At 43.4% G+C, this 14,705-nt stretch carries 13 protein-coding genes and 1 pseudogene; 11 read left to right on the top strand and 3 right to left on the bottom strand.

From position 1 onward, the window contains the following. Nucleotides 1-101 precede the first annotated feature (101 nt). From J7E85_RS27740 to J7E85_RS27730, 4 genes and pseudogenes are all read left to right on the top strand, one after another. Nucleotides 102-1,796, top strand: a complete 1,695-nt coding sequence (locus J7E85_RS27740; RefSeq protein WP_215163170.1) for an alpha/beta hydrolase family protein — start codon at nucleotides 102-104, stop codon at nucleotides 1,794-1,796. 139 nt (nucleotides 1,797-1,935) lie between these two features. Further along, nucleotides 1,936-2,170, top strand: a pseudogene (locus tag J7E85_RS34345) (MFS transporter); the annotation flags it as partial. A 303-nt stretch (nucleotides 2,171-2,473) separates the two neighbouring features. After that, entirely contained in the window at nucleotides 2,474-3,253 is a 780-nt protein-coding gene (locus J7E85_RS27735; protein ID WP_215163169.1) for a MerR family transcriptional regulator, read from the top strand. Between the two features lie 432 nt (nucleotides 3,254-3,685). Continuing rightward, nucleotides 3,686-4,543 (top strand): hypothetical protein, encoded by an 858-nt coding sequence (locus J7E85_RS27730; protein WP_215163168.1) that lies wholly within the window; start codon nucleotides 3,686-3,688, stop codon nucleotides 4,541-4,543. A 171-nt stretch (nucleotides 4,544-4,714) separates the two neighbouring features. Here J7E85_RS27730 and J7E85_RS34340 read toward each other — a convergent pair whose 3' ends face one another. Together J7E85_RS34340 and J7E85_RS34965 are read right to left on the bottom strand one after the other, a co-directional pair. Next, entirely contained in the window at nucleotides 4,715-4,873 is a 159-nt protein-coding gene (locus J7E85_RS34340; protein WP_251036093.1) for an IS3 family transposase, read from the bottom strand. Between the two features lie 48 nt (nucleotides 4,874-4,921). Continuing rightward, the gene (locus J7E85_RS34965) at nucleotides 4,922-5,182 is read right to left on the bottom strand and encodes an IS3 family transposase (protein WP_353049568.1); all 261 of its coding nucleotides are present in this window, start codon (nucleotides 5,180-5,182) and stop codon (nucleotides 4,922-4,924) included. 514 nt (nucleotides 5,183-5,696) lie between these two features. Here J7E85_RS34965 and J7E85_RS27720 point away from each other — a divergent pair. The 7 genes from J7E85_RS27720 (at nucleotide 5,697) to J7E85_RS27690 (ending at nucleotide 12,595) form a co-directional block, all read left to right on the top strand. Then, nucleotides 5,697-6,959 (top strand): M20/M25/M40 family metallo-hydrolase, encoded by a 1,263-nt coding sequence (locus J7E85_RS27720; RefSeq protein WP_215163167.1) that lies wholly within the window; start codon nucleotides 5,697-5,699, stop codon nucleotides 6,957-6,959. 26 nt (nucleotides 6,960-6,985) lie between these two features. Beyond that, nucleotides 6,986-7,783 (top strand): DUF3100 domain-containing protein, encoded by a 798-nt coding sequence (locus tag J7E85_RS27715; RefSeq protein ID WP_215163166.1) that lies wholly within the window; start codon nucleotides 6,986-6,988, stop codon nucleotides 7,781-7,783. Continuing rightward, nucleotides 7,780-8,262 carry a hypothetical protein gene (locus J7E85_RS27710; RefSeq protein WP_215163165.1) on the top strand — a complete coding sequence of 161 codons (483 nt, stop codon included), beginning with the start codon at nucleotides 7,780-7,782 and terminating at the stop codon, nucleotides 8,260-8,262. The genes J7E85_RS27715 and J7E85_RS27710 overlap by 4 nt, the downstream gene beginning before the upstream one ends. 612 nt (nucleotides 8,263-8,874) lie before the next feature. Next, nucleotides 8,875-9,138 (top strand): hypothetical protein, encoded by a 264-nt coding sequence (locus J7E85_RS27705; RefSeq protein ID WP_215163164.1) that lies wholly within the window; start codon nucleotides 8,875-8,877, stop codon nucleotides 9,136-9,138. Nucleotides 9,139-9,200: 62 nt separating this feature from the next. Further along, nucleotides 9,201-9,881 carry a class F sortase gene (locus J7E85_RS27700; RefSeq protein ID WP_251036092.1) on the top strand — a complete coding sequence of 227 codons (681 nt, stop codon included), beginning with the start codon at nucleotides 9,201-9,203 and terminating at the stop codon, nucleotides 9,879-9,881. 30 nt (nucleotides 9,882-9,911) lie between these two features. After that, on the top strand, nucleotides 9,912-11,015 hold the full coding sequence (locus tag J7E85_RS27695) for an amidase domain-containing protein (protein WP_215163163.1): 1,104 nt from the start codon (nucleotides 9,912-9,914) through the stop codon (nucleotides 11,013-11,015). A gap of 101 nt (nucleotides 11,016-11,116) precedes the next feature. Then, nucleotides 11,117-12,595, top strand: coding sequence for an oligosaccharide flippase family protein (locus J7E85_RS27690; protein WP_215163162.1), 1,479 nt, complete (start codon nucleotides 11,117-11,119; stop codon nucleotides 12,593-12,595). Between the two features lie 365 nt (nucleotides 12,596-12,960). Here the strand turns inward: J7E85_RS27690 and J7E85_RS27685 are convergent, their stop codons facing one another. Next, nucleotides 12,961-14,571 (bottom strand): GMC family oxidoreductase, encoded by a 1,611-nt coding sequence (locus J7E85_RS27685; protein WP_215163161.1) that lies wholly within the window; start codon nucleotides 14,569-14,571, stop codon nucleotides 12,961-12,963. Between the last annotated feature and the right edge of the window lie 134 nt (nucleotides 14,572-14,705).

Genomic DNA, 14,705 nt, shown 5'->3' with positions numbered 1-14,705 from the left:
AACGCTTTTTAAACGAAACCATGTCCTGATTTTAATGTCGCCTTGTTAAGATTACGATGACAACCCATTAAATTTTTTTTGAAAGAGAGGTTTTAATTAAAATGAACCCCAAGTCACCTGTCTGGATATCAACGCTTGCGATCCTGATGCTGTTGGGAAGTGCGAAGTTCGCTGAAGCAAGTCAGGGCATTGCCATTGAAGAAGCAAATAAAGCGCCTCAACCTATGTTAGCAGCAAATCAGACTTCTACGGTAATACCGCTGCGACAAGTGGCGGAAGACATCGGAGCGACGGTTACCTGGAATCATGCTCAAAACAGCGTAACGGTCAAACGAGGGACAAATCAATGGCGGCTAAAGCCAGAAAGCCACAGTACCGAATTAAACGGCAGGCCAATTAAAATGGACAAGCCGGCAGTCCTCCAGAAGGGAACAATATACGTATCTATCGGGGCGTTCATCAAGGCAATGAATGCAGACATTACCTGGGATGAAAAGACGGGAATCGAGGTTGCCTCATCGGACATAGCGACTCGAGCCAGTTATTTTATGCGTTTGATTATGGAAGGAAAGACAGAGCAGGCAGGGAAAATGTTAAGCGAAGATTTATCCAAAGCGATTACTGAAACAGGTTTGAAAGAATTGGGAAAAACTTATCATGCCGCTTACGGACGGTTGGGAGCTATTCAGAAATTGTCCGTTAACAGGTCGGCCATCCATCAAAACGCGAATTTAGAATACACATTGCCTAAAGGAGGGGAACTATCCGTCACCGTTAGGTTTGATCATCGCGGCAATGTGGACGATTTATTCATAACATCCATGCTTGGTGAGAACTACGAACAACCAGCATATGACAATCCCGATTCATACAATGAACATGAAGTGATCGTCGGTGAAGGAACTTATGCTCTCCCGGGAACGTTAACCGTGCCCGAAGGGAAGGGCCCATTTCCTGCCGTGGTGCTTGTACACGGATCAGGACCAAATGATCGGGATAGTTCCATCGGTGCCGCCAAGATGTTCCGTGATCTGGCCGTCGGACTTGCTGACCGCCATATTGCCGTCCTTCGTTATGAAAAAAGAACAAGGGAGCATGCCTTAAAGTCGGATAGCGGGTTCTTTACCGTGAAGGAAGAGACGATTGACGACGCTCTTGCTGCTGTAAAGCGCCTTCAACAGGATCCGCGTATCGATGCAGAAAAAATATTCGTCTTAGGACATAGCCAGGGCGGAATGCTTATCCCGCGGATACTCGAGCAAGATATGTCGAGTTCCATCCATGGAGCTCTGATTATGGCGGGTCCATCCAAACCTCTTGAGGACATTATGCTGTGGCAGTACAACCATATGCTGGAACTTGCCAAGAGCATCGGGGCTCCTCGCGAACAGGTGTCCGGCCTGGAACAACAGCTTGCATTTTTCAAGACACAGCTGGTTTTGCTGAAAGATTCGTCATTTTCGCAATACGATGGCTTGCCAGGTTTTCAGCTGCCCCATCCTGAGTGGTGGTATGACTTCCGGAATTTCTACGGCGGAGATTTGGCAAGGAAACAAAAAGTTCCCATGTTAATTGTACAAGGAGACAATGACATGCAGGTCAGTGCGGATAATCTGGAGGGATGGAAACAAGCTCTTGCAGAACGCAACAATGTTACCTTCAAGCTGTACTCCAAGTTGAACCATCTTTTCGTTCCTTCCGAATCTAAATCGACTGGGGCGGAATATTTCCTTCCCGGAAACGTACCCGCCACCGTCATTCAGGATGTTGCGGATTGGATCCAAAGCCAACTATGAGTGAGAATCTTATCAAGGTAAACTATTGTTGCTCAGCCTGGCAGTGGAGACATAATTTCCTGGGAACTTGTTGAGAAACATACACAGGAATTATTGTCATATATCGAGCTAGGAATGAAAAAGTATGAGAGGGCATTAGGCCGGTTTTAAGATTGTCTGCTTGGGATTGGCGCCTATATACCCGTGCATGCTGCATGAAACGCCGGTTCGTTTCGGAAACAGATCCTTCTAGACCATTATGGGCTACCAGATGGCTGTAGCGTATACAGGCAGTACAATTGTGCCTCCGTTTCTCGGCTTTATGGCTTACCATTTGACCATGGGCATTCTCCGTGTTTGTTGTATTGATTGTTGCGGCGATGCTGTTATGTTAGGGAAAATTGAATGTTTACTGTAGCAAAAAAAGCTGCTGCAAGCTGAGCAGGCCAGCTCAATTTCTCATTAGAATTGAAGATATAAGGTGACTCCTGGTATACAGGGGTCATCTGCTGTTAACTGCAGTCTGGGTAGAATCTGCAATAATCAAAGTCTTAGTTTTGCTATTCCAACTTTTAAACCTTTAATCTGTTCAATACTTCTTATTTGAACATTCCCCTTGCACCTCCACCTACTGTAGGTTTTATGATAGGTATAACAATCTCGATTGTAAAATGGTTCCAGGGAGGTTAAATGAGGGTATGAATGAAGTAAGAACATATTCGATCGGAGAATTTTCGAAAAAAACGGGGGTTCCGGTTCGTACGCTGCATTATTACGATGAAGTTGGGCTGCTTAAGCCGATAAAGCATCCGGTTTCCGGACATCGTCAGTATAGCCAGGAGGATGTGCTGGCTCTTCATAAAATTGTCAGCTTGAAATTTTTAGGATGCAGCCTGGAGCAGATCAAGGAGATGAAGGAGCATTCCGAATTTGATGTCAGTTTGAACGAGAGGCTGCTGGCACAGAAAGCAGCGCTGGCAGAAGAAAAAGAGCGCATCGAGCAATCTATGCTAGCCATTGATCGGACGATTGTACTGCTTGAAAAGGAAGGATCGGTTGACAGTAACGTTCTCATGAGTTTAATCAACAACATGCAAACGGAAGACGTGCAGCGCGAATGGCTGGAAACCAAAACCGCCAAGGAAATCGTGGATCATTTGTTTAATAAATCGGAGGAAGAACAGATCGAGCTGGACATCATGTATATTCAGTTATCTAAGGATGTCAAACGATTGGCCGGAAGACCACTAAGCGATCCGGAAGTTCAAAAGCTGATTGAGGATTTTATGAAATCAACGCTGGAATTTGTAGGCGAAGAGGCTATGTATGCGTTCGGCGGAATGGAAACAAGCGAAGCCGAAGAACTGGCATCCCAGTTTCCTTCACCATATACCAGGGAAGAGGAGGAATGGTTAAACTCAGCTATGGAATATTATATGAAGCAAAATGAAATGCTCGATACAGACCATCCGCATTAGGCTGGGATCGAGATGTTAACCGCGAAGTTGAAATGATTATAGATGATATCAAGCAATTAGAGAGGAAAGAAGAGGCAACAACAAGTTACACGTAACACTTGTCCGAAAATGGAAACGTTCTTTAACAAAGGATGTTTAGATGAGTCCATAAGTCGTTACACCTTTTCACCATGGCTCCATGTGCTTCGTCTCCTCTAACCATACGTTTTTTTCATCTAACTGAGCTGAATGAGTGAACTTGTACGATATGTCGTATAGTAGATTTCGTTAAGCCGGCATCCCTTCATGGCCGCTGATGCCGTGATCCGGCCCGCAAATCTGTAGCGTTCCCAAAAGCATAATTTTAGAAGAAAAAATAATCCGTGTCACAATCGACAGGTTCTTGATTGTCATATAGGTGTAAAACAAATCACACAATATGGAGGAACCATTATGAAAAAGGTTTACAAAGTACTCAGCTCAGTAGCGCTAGCAGGAATCATTGGTACCACTTCTATGGGATATTATCAAACACAGGCAAGTGCAGCCAGTGTCGGAACAACGGTTACTGCAACTGAAAAAGCTGCAACAACTGCACCTGCTGCGGCAGTCAAGAAAGCCGAGCAAACATTAAAGAAAATAACAGGGACTGCCTATAAACTTAACAAAGGCGAGTCCTTCGGCACGAAGGAATGGTCCTATTCCGTTAAAAATTCCCCTTTTAGCCAAGTTATCTTGGATGCAAAAGGAAAAATTAGTAGAGCTAGCATCAGCACTGACAATCTGACCTACCACATCAATGAGGACAAGCTTAGTCACACATCCGAGTCAATCCAACTCGAAGCGGTGGACTCTTCTGTACAACAAGCTGCGGAAGCTGTTTTCGACAAACTGGAAGGTGTGGAGCAAGGAGAGTTGGCCAATGTCTCTCTTATTAAAAAAGGGACTAAACAAGTGTATGAGTTCATGTTCGTAGACGGAGATTTCGGAACGTGGATAGGAATCGACAAAAACACTCTTGATGTACTGAGTGTGAACGCTAGAACCCTGGCAGATGATCTGTATGGCAAGGATCAGGATGTTATTGATAAATATGAAGAAAGCATCAAAGCGCTCACCGAAAAGCAGCTGTTGGCACAAGCAACAGAGCAGGCTGAAGCTTGGCTTGGTCTTGATCTGACCGGATACGAAGCAACGAAGGATGCTTTCCCATCTGACCGCGTTGTTTTTGAGAAAAAAGGAGCCCCTACTATTATAGGTAACTTCAATTCGGACGGTATGTTCTTCTTCATCGCCGTGCAGTACCTGTGATACTGAAACCCTTCAACAATTCTCTCATGTGTGCATCATGGACCGATGGTACAGCGAATGAAATATACAACAAAAAAAGCCTGAAGGGTTCCCTGGGACTGAACCCATAAGTATGAAAAGAGTCCGGATCTAAACTGGCCCCTTAGTCAAGGACACTTTGAAAAAAAAGAGTTAAATAGCGCTTAAGAGATGATTTCTGTATTGCACAGGAATCATCTTTTTTAATCCCCATTGGTATTTGTAATGGTTATAGTAATGAATGTATCGCTTAATTTCCCGTTCTAATTCAGCAAAAGTTTTGCAGATCCGGCTCTTGACATGATCTTTCATATGGCCGAAGAAAGACTCTTGAGGCGCATTATCCAGCAGTCCCCTTGTCTAAACATGGATTGTCCGATTCCTTTGGATTTTAATAGATCTTAGTATGTTAAACTTGTGCATCAATCTCCGAATGCGCTTCAGATTGTACACGGTGTGGTATTCCTGTTCCAAGGTCATCTTAATGGAGCGAGAGCCCTTTTTAAAGCCACGTTTACGAAACGCCTTTTTAATTAGGGATGCTGCTTTCGCATCCGCTAGATCGCGTGCAAATCGCTTGTCTGCAGAACGGAGGTAGTTATAATATCCGGATCGAGTCACGCCAAGTAGCTAAACGAAAATAACGTGTCATTCGCCCTGGTCCCTGCTTTACCGCCATGCTGGATAAGCTCAAAACACTCACTTGGGTTTAGGTTTTTTCCGTCTGCTAACAGCCTCCTTTCGTTCTTGTCTAACTTTTTTACGTAAGCCTTCTTCCATCGGTCGCCACACTGTTCCACTCGCTTTATACCGAGCATCTCCACATCGAACCCGTTCGCCTCGAAGATCTCTCTGGGTGTTCGACCTAATAGGTAATGGTCGATAAATAAACGCTTAAATTCATCGGCATGAAAACAGATATTTTTGGATCTTTACAGAGAAATAGGTGTAGTTTTTTTATAATGGTAAAAAATAGGGTTTAATCTATAGGCCGTTTTAATAATGGCTGTGGGAAGATAGAGTTATATCAAATTATGATCACTTTTATAGGAAAATAATATAAAGTGATTTTTATTGACATAATGAAGAGAATTAAAATAACATAAGAATTATTTTCATCATGAAGGAGGCAGCTATGAGCTTTAAAGAACAGTTCGAAGAAATTGCAGATGTAGCACGAACCATATTCGATAACCCTGAGCTTGGCTACAAGGAATTTAAAACCAATAAAACGGTGTCGGATTTTCTGAAGAAGGTTAATCCGGATATCGAGCTGCAATCATTCAGCACAACCGGGCTTCGGACAACCCTCGGCAGCGGCAAGCCGATGAACATCGCTTTTATTGCGGAGTTGGACGCCGTATACGCTCCAACTCATTGGCGATCAGACAAGGCGACGGGAGCGGCACACAATTGCGGTCATTATACGCAGGTGGCGATCGCCCTGGCTTTATACAAACATTATTTTGAATCTAAGGCGTACGAAGCTCTGGATTATAGAATAACGTTTATTTTCATTCCCGCTGAGGAGTATTTGGATCTCGCCTATAGGGACGAGCTGCTCGCCAGCGGTAAGATCTCCTATTACGGAGGGAAACCCGAAGCGATGAAACTCGGCGTGTTCGACGATATCGACATTGGGCTATGCGTACACGCCATGGGTGGAGAGTTTGCGGAACGCACGATAGAAATCAACTGCGACCTGGCTGGATTCCTATATAAGCATTATACGTTTACCGGAAAAGCAACCCATGCGGGTTTCGATCCTTTCTCCGCCAAAAATGCCTACAGCATGTCGACCCTGTTCAATGTGGCGTTAGGCCTGAGCAGGCAGCAAATGAAGGACAGTGAGAAGGTCCGCATGAATCCGATCGTTCTGGAGTCCGACATGTCGACAAACGTCATTCCCAATCGGATTACGGTTGGCAGCGATCTGCGTACCCAGTCGGTCGACTACATGAAGGAAGCGGCCTCCAAGATGGATGATGCGGCCAAGGGCAGCGCGCTGGCCCTTCAAGGCGAGGTCGAGATTAAGACGCAGATGGGATATTTGCCGTTCGTTCAGGACCGGTATTTGTCCGAATTCGTACTGGAGGCGTTCCAGGATAACGAGGAGATTGCCGATATTTGGAACAACAACGCTATCAGCGCGGCAGGTGACATTGGCGATTTGGCCTTCATGATGCCTTGTATTCAAATCGGATACAGCGGCTTTACGGGAACGATCCACGGCGATGATTTCAAGGATATCGATCCCGAGTTTATCTATGAAGTGTTTCCAAGATTTTTAACTCAGGTACTGGAGCGAATGAGCGGACGTATCGATCGATCGAAGCTGTATCGCCGTACATTCGCCGAATACGAGCAGCTCCTTGCGTCGATAGTTAGCTCCAATTAAGAAATAAGAAAAGAGGACATCATGGCATGAAGTTAAAACTACAGTATCTCTATTTGCTTGCATTCGTGCTCATTGTAATAGCGGTTGCCGAATTTATCGGCATTCAGTCGATCCAGGTTGGCTCCGTGAAAATAAGCCTGCTCCCGCTCGTATTCGCCATTTTGATCACGATGGTGCTCGGCTTGTCGATATTCCGGAAAGGCTTTATGAGGAAGATTTACAGCAAGGAGAACGTCGGTTTCTCCAGCAAGTATCTGATCTTCATTATGCTGCCGCTTATGGCGAGATACGGCGCTGACGTTGCACCCAGAATTGAAGATATATTAAAAGTTGGCTGGGTGTTCATCATTCAGGAAATCGGTAACTTGGGTACGATTCTGCTCGGACTTCCAATCGCCATTCTGCTCGGTCTGAGAAGGGAAGCCATCGGCGCTACGCTCGGACTTGGGAGGGAAGGGGAACTTGCCTACATATCCGAGAAATATACACTCGACTCCGACGAAGGCCGTGGAGTGCTGTCCCTCTATATTATAGGCACCCTCTTCGGCACGCTGTTCTTCAGTATTCTTGCGCCGGTCATGCTTGCTGCCGGCTTCTCGATCGAAGCGTTGGCCATGTCCTCCGGCGTCGGATCCGCCAGCATGATGACAGGCTCTTCTTCCGCGCTAGTCGCGCATTCTCCTGAGATGACGGAGACCATTAACGGATACGCTGCTGCGAGCCAGCTGCTTACCAGCTTTCTCGGAACGTATACGATGGTATTTCTCGCGGTGCCGCTGCAGCGGTTTATGTACAAATTATTGGTCAGAGGTGAGAAGAAATGAGCACCGGTTTGAATAAATACGCTAAATACGCCCTCGTCCTGCTGCTTAGCGTTGGTCTTATTTTATTTACGGAGCAAATGAAATTCATCAAAAGCGGCGAAGGCCATATTACGTTAGGGACGATAGCGGGTTTGGCCGTGCTGTGGCTTTTTTCCTTCATCGGCGTTCTGATCTCGACACTCATGAAAAAAGCTCCGCTGAAATTCTTGCAGGACTTCCCGGTTCTCGGCTGGGTATCGATCGTTTCGCTTATCTGCTGCCTGATTTCGGATGTGTTCGTGGAAGCCATCGCCAACGTCAACTTCTTGTCCATTACGACCCCGATTTTGGCGTTTGCCGGCATTTCCGTTGCCGACAGGCTGGTTGATCTTCGCAAAACATCGTGGCGCGTCGCAATCGTTGCGGTCTTCGTGTTCACGGGAACGTACGTGGGAAGTGCACTGTTATCAGAGCTCGGCCTCTATTTATCCAATAAATAAATGCTATTTCTTTAGAAACCCGCCTGTCCTTGTTGACTGGCGGGTTTCTATTTGTTTTTATATCATATTTATTCAATGCTGAAATGCTGCAGACCTATGGGGAGATTATCCGCCTGCACTTAAAAGTTCTTGAAAAAACTTATAAGTCAAATTAAAATATAACTATTACATTTCTGTTGAGTTTTTGTGATTTGAGAACAGTAAGAGAACAAGAGTCTAAAAAGAGTCGAATGCTTAAGAAGAGTATAACCGCATCTATCAACAACAGCATGGTCAGAGTATTATTGCACGTCATCGGTATGAGGCGATTATGAGGGCTTATCAATTGGGTCTGGTTGACTTGAACGGTGTCCTGATCATGTGATAAAGCGTGTGGTTGAATATGATAAAACATCTGAAGATTCGAAATAGAATCCCCTTGAAGTAGGCGCACTAACGCTGCTTTAAGGGGATTCTTTTTACCATCCTCAATCGATCGATGACCATGCTCATGTCTAATGACACAAAAGCACCTCATTTTGACGGATTATTTAAAAGGTCGAAATTACCATCAATAACTTGAACCGACTGCGTAGATAACTAAATTGGGGAAAACACAAAGGAGGTATTTACATGAAAAAAGCAGCAATTTTTGCCTTGTCAACTTGTTTGTTCCTTTCAGCTTCGGCAATCACCGCATCTGCAGCACCAGTAGAAAGTCATCAGCAGAAAATGCATGTTAAAGAACACGAAGCTAAAGAACACAAACTGCATGCGAAAGAACACAAAGCAAAAGAGCACAAAATGCGAGCTAAAAGCAAAGCACATAAAGTGCACACCAAGAGCATTAAGCCAAAAGCATTACCGAAAACAGGTTATGGTGGCGTGAGCGAGTAAGATCAAGATCGAAAAGAGGAAAATTAGGTTTTCCTCTTTTCTTTTAACGAAGGATGATACTAATGAATGATAAACGCAAATTAACACTCATAGTATTTATGACTCTTCCTGTTTTGTTATTCTCAGGTTGTCATTATCATGCATCGGAGTCTTCTGAAAAAGCGCCTCCCCCCTTGCGTCAAACCGGGTCGCCTTACTCCAAAGAAATTTCCGAGGGGAAAGGAGAACCAAGTGTAACCGTAAAGAATTCAAAGCAGCAAGACGAAGAGAACATAATAAATGAAGATGAAGAATCTGTATTTATAAAACCAAACCAAGTGTGGGTTCCGTCGGTTGGTATAAAGGCCCCTGTTGAACCAGTAGGACTGTTAGAGAATGGGCAGATGGATGCTCCCGTATCAAGCAAGGTAGCTGGCGTGTTTGTAGATGGCATTTTGCCTGGACAAAAGGGAAATGCTATTTTGGCAGGGCATGTTGACAATTATACAGGCCCCGCTGTTTTTTACCCACTTAAAAAGATAAAGCCTGGGGAACCTGTAGTGTTATCAGACAATGAAGGGAATTATCTCGTCTTCAAAGTCGTGGCCGTAGAATCTTACCCTACAGCTCAAGCGCCTATCGAAAAAATATTCGGCGATACCGATATGGAGCAGTTAAATTTAATTACTTGTACAGGAAAGTACGATCGAATAAAGGGTGAGCATGAAAAGAGGCTAGTCGTTTATACGCGGTTGTTAAAATAACAATACTACGTAGAGAAACGGGAGAAAAAAATGACAAAAGCTGTTTATTTCAGTATATACACAACAATAGTGCTGCTTTTCGGAAGTTCACACATCACAAACACTAATCCTCCAGAGGCTGAGATAAAAAAGTATTTAAATGAGTTATTCGCTGTTCGTTCAAGTTTTTTAGTGAATAAAACATCGAATATGACGAGTTACTACGATCAAGCTTATAATTCAAGTCGTAATGCATATCGAGTAGAGGAAAAAAGAAAAACCTATCTAAATACATGGGGAAATTATAGAGGAATTCATTTTACGGATTCTCAAAGTGATATTCGTGTTACCCGCATTCAAATGGAAGGGGATACAGCGAAAGTATCGTTGGCTCATTCCCAAAAATTAAGCTACATATATGTAGATAAAATCTTGCCTACCCAATCTTTTGGTATTGGTACTTGGCATGCTATTACTTTGAAAAAAAAGAATGGAAATTGGATTGTGTTTAAAGAGTGGTATCTTGATCCTATAGAAGAAAACCCAAAACTAATTGGAGGGACTTCAGGAGGCACTGTGTATTTTCCTCTTCACAATGAAATTATAAGGGATGGGAAAAATTACAAAAGAAAGAAAGCCGTTGAATATGCCAATAAATATGCTGGTACTGCTTGGGGTGCAGGCAATAATGGACGGTACAATCCAAAATATTTGAATTATAACGTTAAAGGTGGAGATTGCACGAATTTTGCCTCCCAGGTGGTTGGTGATCAGGCGGAGGGTGGAGGTCTCAAGATGAAGGGACCTTGGCGTTATCGCTATGCTGGAGGCGGGACCCGAACTTGGGTTCAGACGGATGCCTTTAAGAACTTTATTGTGCACTCCGGTTATGGAAAAGTCATTGCAACCGGATATTTCTCCGAACTTATAAAACCAACAAGCAAACATCCGGATACCGCTTTTGCAAAACTGTTACCGGGTGATTTAATTGCTCATGTTGTAGACAATGACGTAGACCATTTTTCAGTAGTAACCGGATTTGATGCCAACGGTTATCCTCTGGTTAATTCGCATACTGCAGATCGTTACCGAGCGCCTTTTGATTTGGGCTGGGATAAACATACCAAATATATTTTGATTCACATCAACGACTAGCACATGAACTGGCATTCTAGATAAAAATGTTGCACTATTCATATCGCATTCTCCATGGTCATAGGATGATACGGACAAGTCTTATGCAGTGGAGGAAAATGATGAGCTCTTCTTTCATCAAACAAACGGTATTCCGAATATGTGCAATTTTGATGGTAAAAGCAATCGGCTTAATCGGCAGAGTCTCACTAACAAGAGTTATTGGTGCGGAGGGGATTGGGCTTTTTCAGATTGCTTACTCCTATTTTGGGTTAGGATTAATGTTGCTAACCGGCGGATTACCAACTGCATTAGCCTTGTACACTGCGAAGCATCCCTCACAAGGCTGGATATGGTTCAAGATTTTTTCTGTTTATTTAATCATTATAGGGGGATGCGCAACTACTCTTACTTTTTATTATTCAGATACGGTAGCAAGGATGCTTGGTAACGAGCAGCTTTATTATTTCATTCACTTTCTGGCCCCGGCCTTCTTTACAGTTCCATTGTTAAGTCTACTTCGTGGTTATTTACAAGGCATCGAATTATACAATGTAATTGCTGTCTCCGAAATTATTGAACAAGCAGTTCGAGTGTTGTTCATGCTAGCTATCGTTTTTCTTTTCCTGCCTCAAGGTCCTGCAATTGCAACCGGTAACAGCATGTTGAGTACATCGCTTGGTGCGATTTCTGCTTTTTTAGTATTAATTTCATATTACCTATATGTGAATCGACAAGGTAATCAAGCCCCAATCCGTTATTCAGACATTAAATTTCAAAAGAGATTAAAGTGGTTTATACACAGTTCTTTCATTATATCCATTACCAGACTGCTGATTCCGCTTTCTGATGTTTTGGACGCTATTATAATCCCTAACAGACTTCAAACTGCGGGTTATTCATCTGCAGAAGCAACAGCAATGTTTGGAGTTCTTACAGGTATGGCTGCACTTGTAGCCTATATGCCCACCCTGGTCACTGCTGCGCTTTCACATACATTAACAATGAGAATGGTAGCAGATTGGCAGGCAAGAAACTATGAACGTTTTCATCTCCGTACCAGAATAGCACTGAAGGTATCCTGGATATGGGGCTGGGTATCGAGTCTGTTTCTTTATGTCTATAATAAGGAAATTTCACTTATTTTATTTGGCACAATTGAGGCGGCAAGACCGATTCAATTTTTATTTATCGTTCCATTGCTTGTGGGTTTACGTGAAGTAAGCACAAGCATACTTTGGGTCCAAGAGTATAAAAAAGTACCGTTAATTGGTCTAATTAGTGGAATAAGTATTTCATTAATCGTTCATTACTTTCTTGTAGCAAAACCTGGGTTAAATTACAGGGGGGCAACAGTCGGTATTCTCACTTTGGAGTTCATTGCAGTATGCTGTAATTTACTTGCTATGATCCCTATGATGAAGAGGATAAAATGTAGTCGATGGATAATAGATGCGCTAGTCCTAATATTCATAATGTTTCTTGTTAATCATTATACTCATCATTCAGAATCTGAAATAATACAGATCGTTATCGGAATGATCATTTATATCGGCTGCAGTTTAATTTATGCTGTCATTCGTTTAAAGTCTGATACATAACTGGTATTTGCATGATTTCGATTTCGAAGTTGAAATAGTCCAGTTTGTCCGGCAAGGGAGTATTAGTTCTAAAACATAGGTAAGACATATAAACTGAAAATGAAGAATGTAATCCTTCCAACACAGTGGCACATTCTTCACTTTCACATGGTTCTGATTGGATATGTGCAAAGAAACCCTGCGGTATTATTCTGCAGGGTTCTTTGCATAGAGCCCCCGTTATATTCGGTTAGAGGGTCTTTGTTTTCCGGTGTGTCTAAATAACAAATCGCCGTGTCAACTTTATAAAATTTTGAATAATTTGAATCATAACGTTGAAAAGGAGGGGCACTCATGGGTGAAGTTGGTTGCGAAAGAGCTTGCTTTTATTCATCCCCCACTTCCTTATAACCACGTTGATTTTTTTTGCGTTTACCTAATTGCTTCGCTATGGTATAGCCGATAAGATATGCAGCAGAAGAGGTGTTTCCATCGACTGTAAATGGAACTATGGACGCATCTGCAACGATCAAATCTTGAACCCCATGCACATTTCCTCTACGGTCAACGACTCCTCCTTTCGATAAAGGAGCCATACGCAGAAAGCCTTGCTGATGGTGATTATGATCGAAATTTTCCTTAATAAATTCTTCAAGCCTGTCATCATCATCAATCACATCGAATGTTGGGGATAGGAGCTGATACGAAGAATCAATCTTTTCCAACTCTAGGGCAATATCTCTGATATACGTTCGATAAATTCTTTTTACAGCCTCCATGTCGTCTGGATTCGAGAGAAATCCTTCGTCTGCCAATACGATATTTAGCGGATCTTTGCTTTGTATGCGAATCGTCCCATTGCTCTTTGGCCGCAAGTACAAAATCGCTATTGTCAATTCTTCTTCAGATCCGATGCCAATGAGTTGCACCGCCCGTTCATCCGGATCGATACCCGATGGATCTGGCAAGAAAGCTCCTCCCGTATAAAGTGCATTTGGATCTAGGGGAGGGAGGGGACGATCTTCTGAATTGGTAGCAAATACAGCGGAATTTAGCGTATGGTTTTTTAACCTTTGCCCTACGTTTGGGTTATCGAAGATGACAGGGATTCCAGCCTTTTTCAATATTTTAGCGGGTCCAATTCCAGACAACATTAACAACTGAGGGCTATTTATCCCTGCAGATATAATAACTTTTTTACGCGAATACGCACGGATGCATTTGCCATCCTTCAAATACTCAACGCCAACGGCACGTTTACCGGAGAAGAGAATACGTAGAGCCGTTGTCCGAAACATTACAGTTAATTTTCGGTTACTAACACCACGACCTGCTGGCGTCATAATATCCGATGACAGGAAGGCAGTGGAAGAGCTCTCCCTACGACCATCAGGTTGTTGATATAATTGCCAACGGGTGAACGGTCCCAGAGGAGTATCCGGATCATTATAGTCAAGAATGATGGGAAAACCTGATGCCCGTTCGATCGCAGATGTCAGCTTGTGTGCCATCGGTGTTGGAGTTTCAGGAGCTTGCCTAATGTTGATTCTTCCTCGATACCCCCGAGCTTCGAAATTTGTAGTATCACCGTTATAATTCTCCAAAGCTTTGAATCGTCGTGTGGCTTTATCAGGTGACCATAGAGGTCCGAGCAGTCGTTCCCATTTTTGGAGCACGGCAGCTGTCGGTCGTACATATTGCTCTCCGTTTATTGAAGAGCCACCGCCCGCGAGCCGCCCCGTCGTCCATTCGAATGCGCGTCCATCAAGTGCTTCTTGGGGACTGCCTTCTCCCTGCCAAAAGTAATTTGGAAAGAAACCTTCTTCAAGCTCAAGCGCAAAGGTTGAATCCTTGATCGGTTTGTCTTTGTCATGATTTCCACCGGATTCTAATACAAGCACGGAAGTTCGCATATCATCAGTGAGTGACTTTGCGATAACGGCTCCTGCCGGGCCTGTGCCTACCACAATGTAATCATAGGTTAATTTTTTCTTCATTAACGCACTCCTTCTGGAAATGAACTAATTCAGAATATTAATTTGTTCTGACAAATGTGACTAATACTGTATCTTAGTCGCCGTTATTTTAGTTAGTGACGGATTGTAATATGAAGTGCGACAGAGCATCCATA

Source organism: Paenibacillus sp. ISL-20, from assembly GCF_018613005.1.
In the GTDB taxonomy this organism is placed as follows: Bacteria; Bacillota; Bacilli; order Paenibacillales; family Paenibacillaceae; genus Paenibacillus_AQ.
The sequence above is the reverse complement of the archived record's forward strand: the minus strand, read 5'-3'. Positions and strand labels throughout refer to the sequence as shown.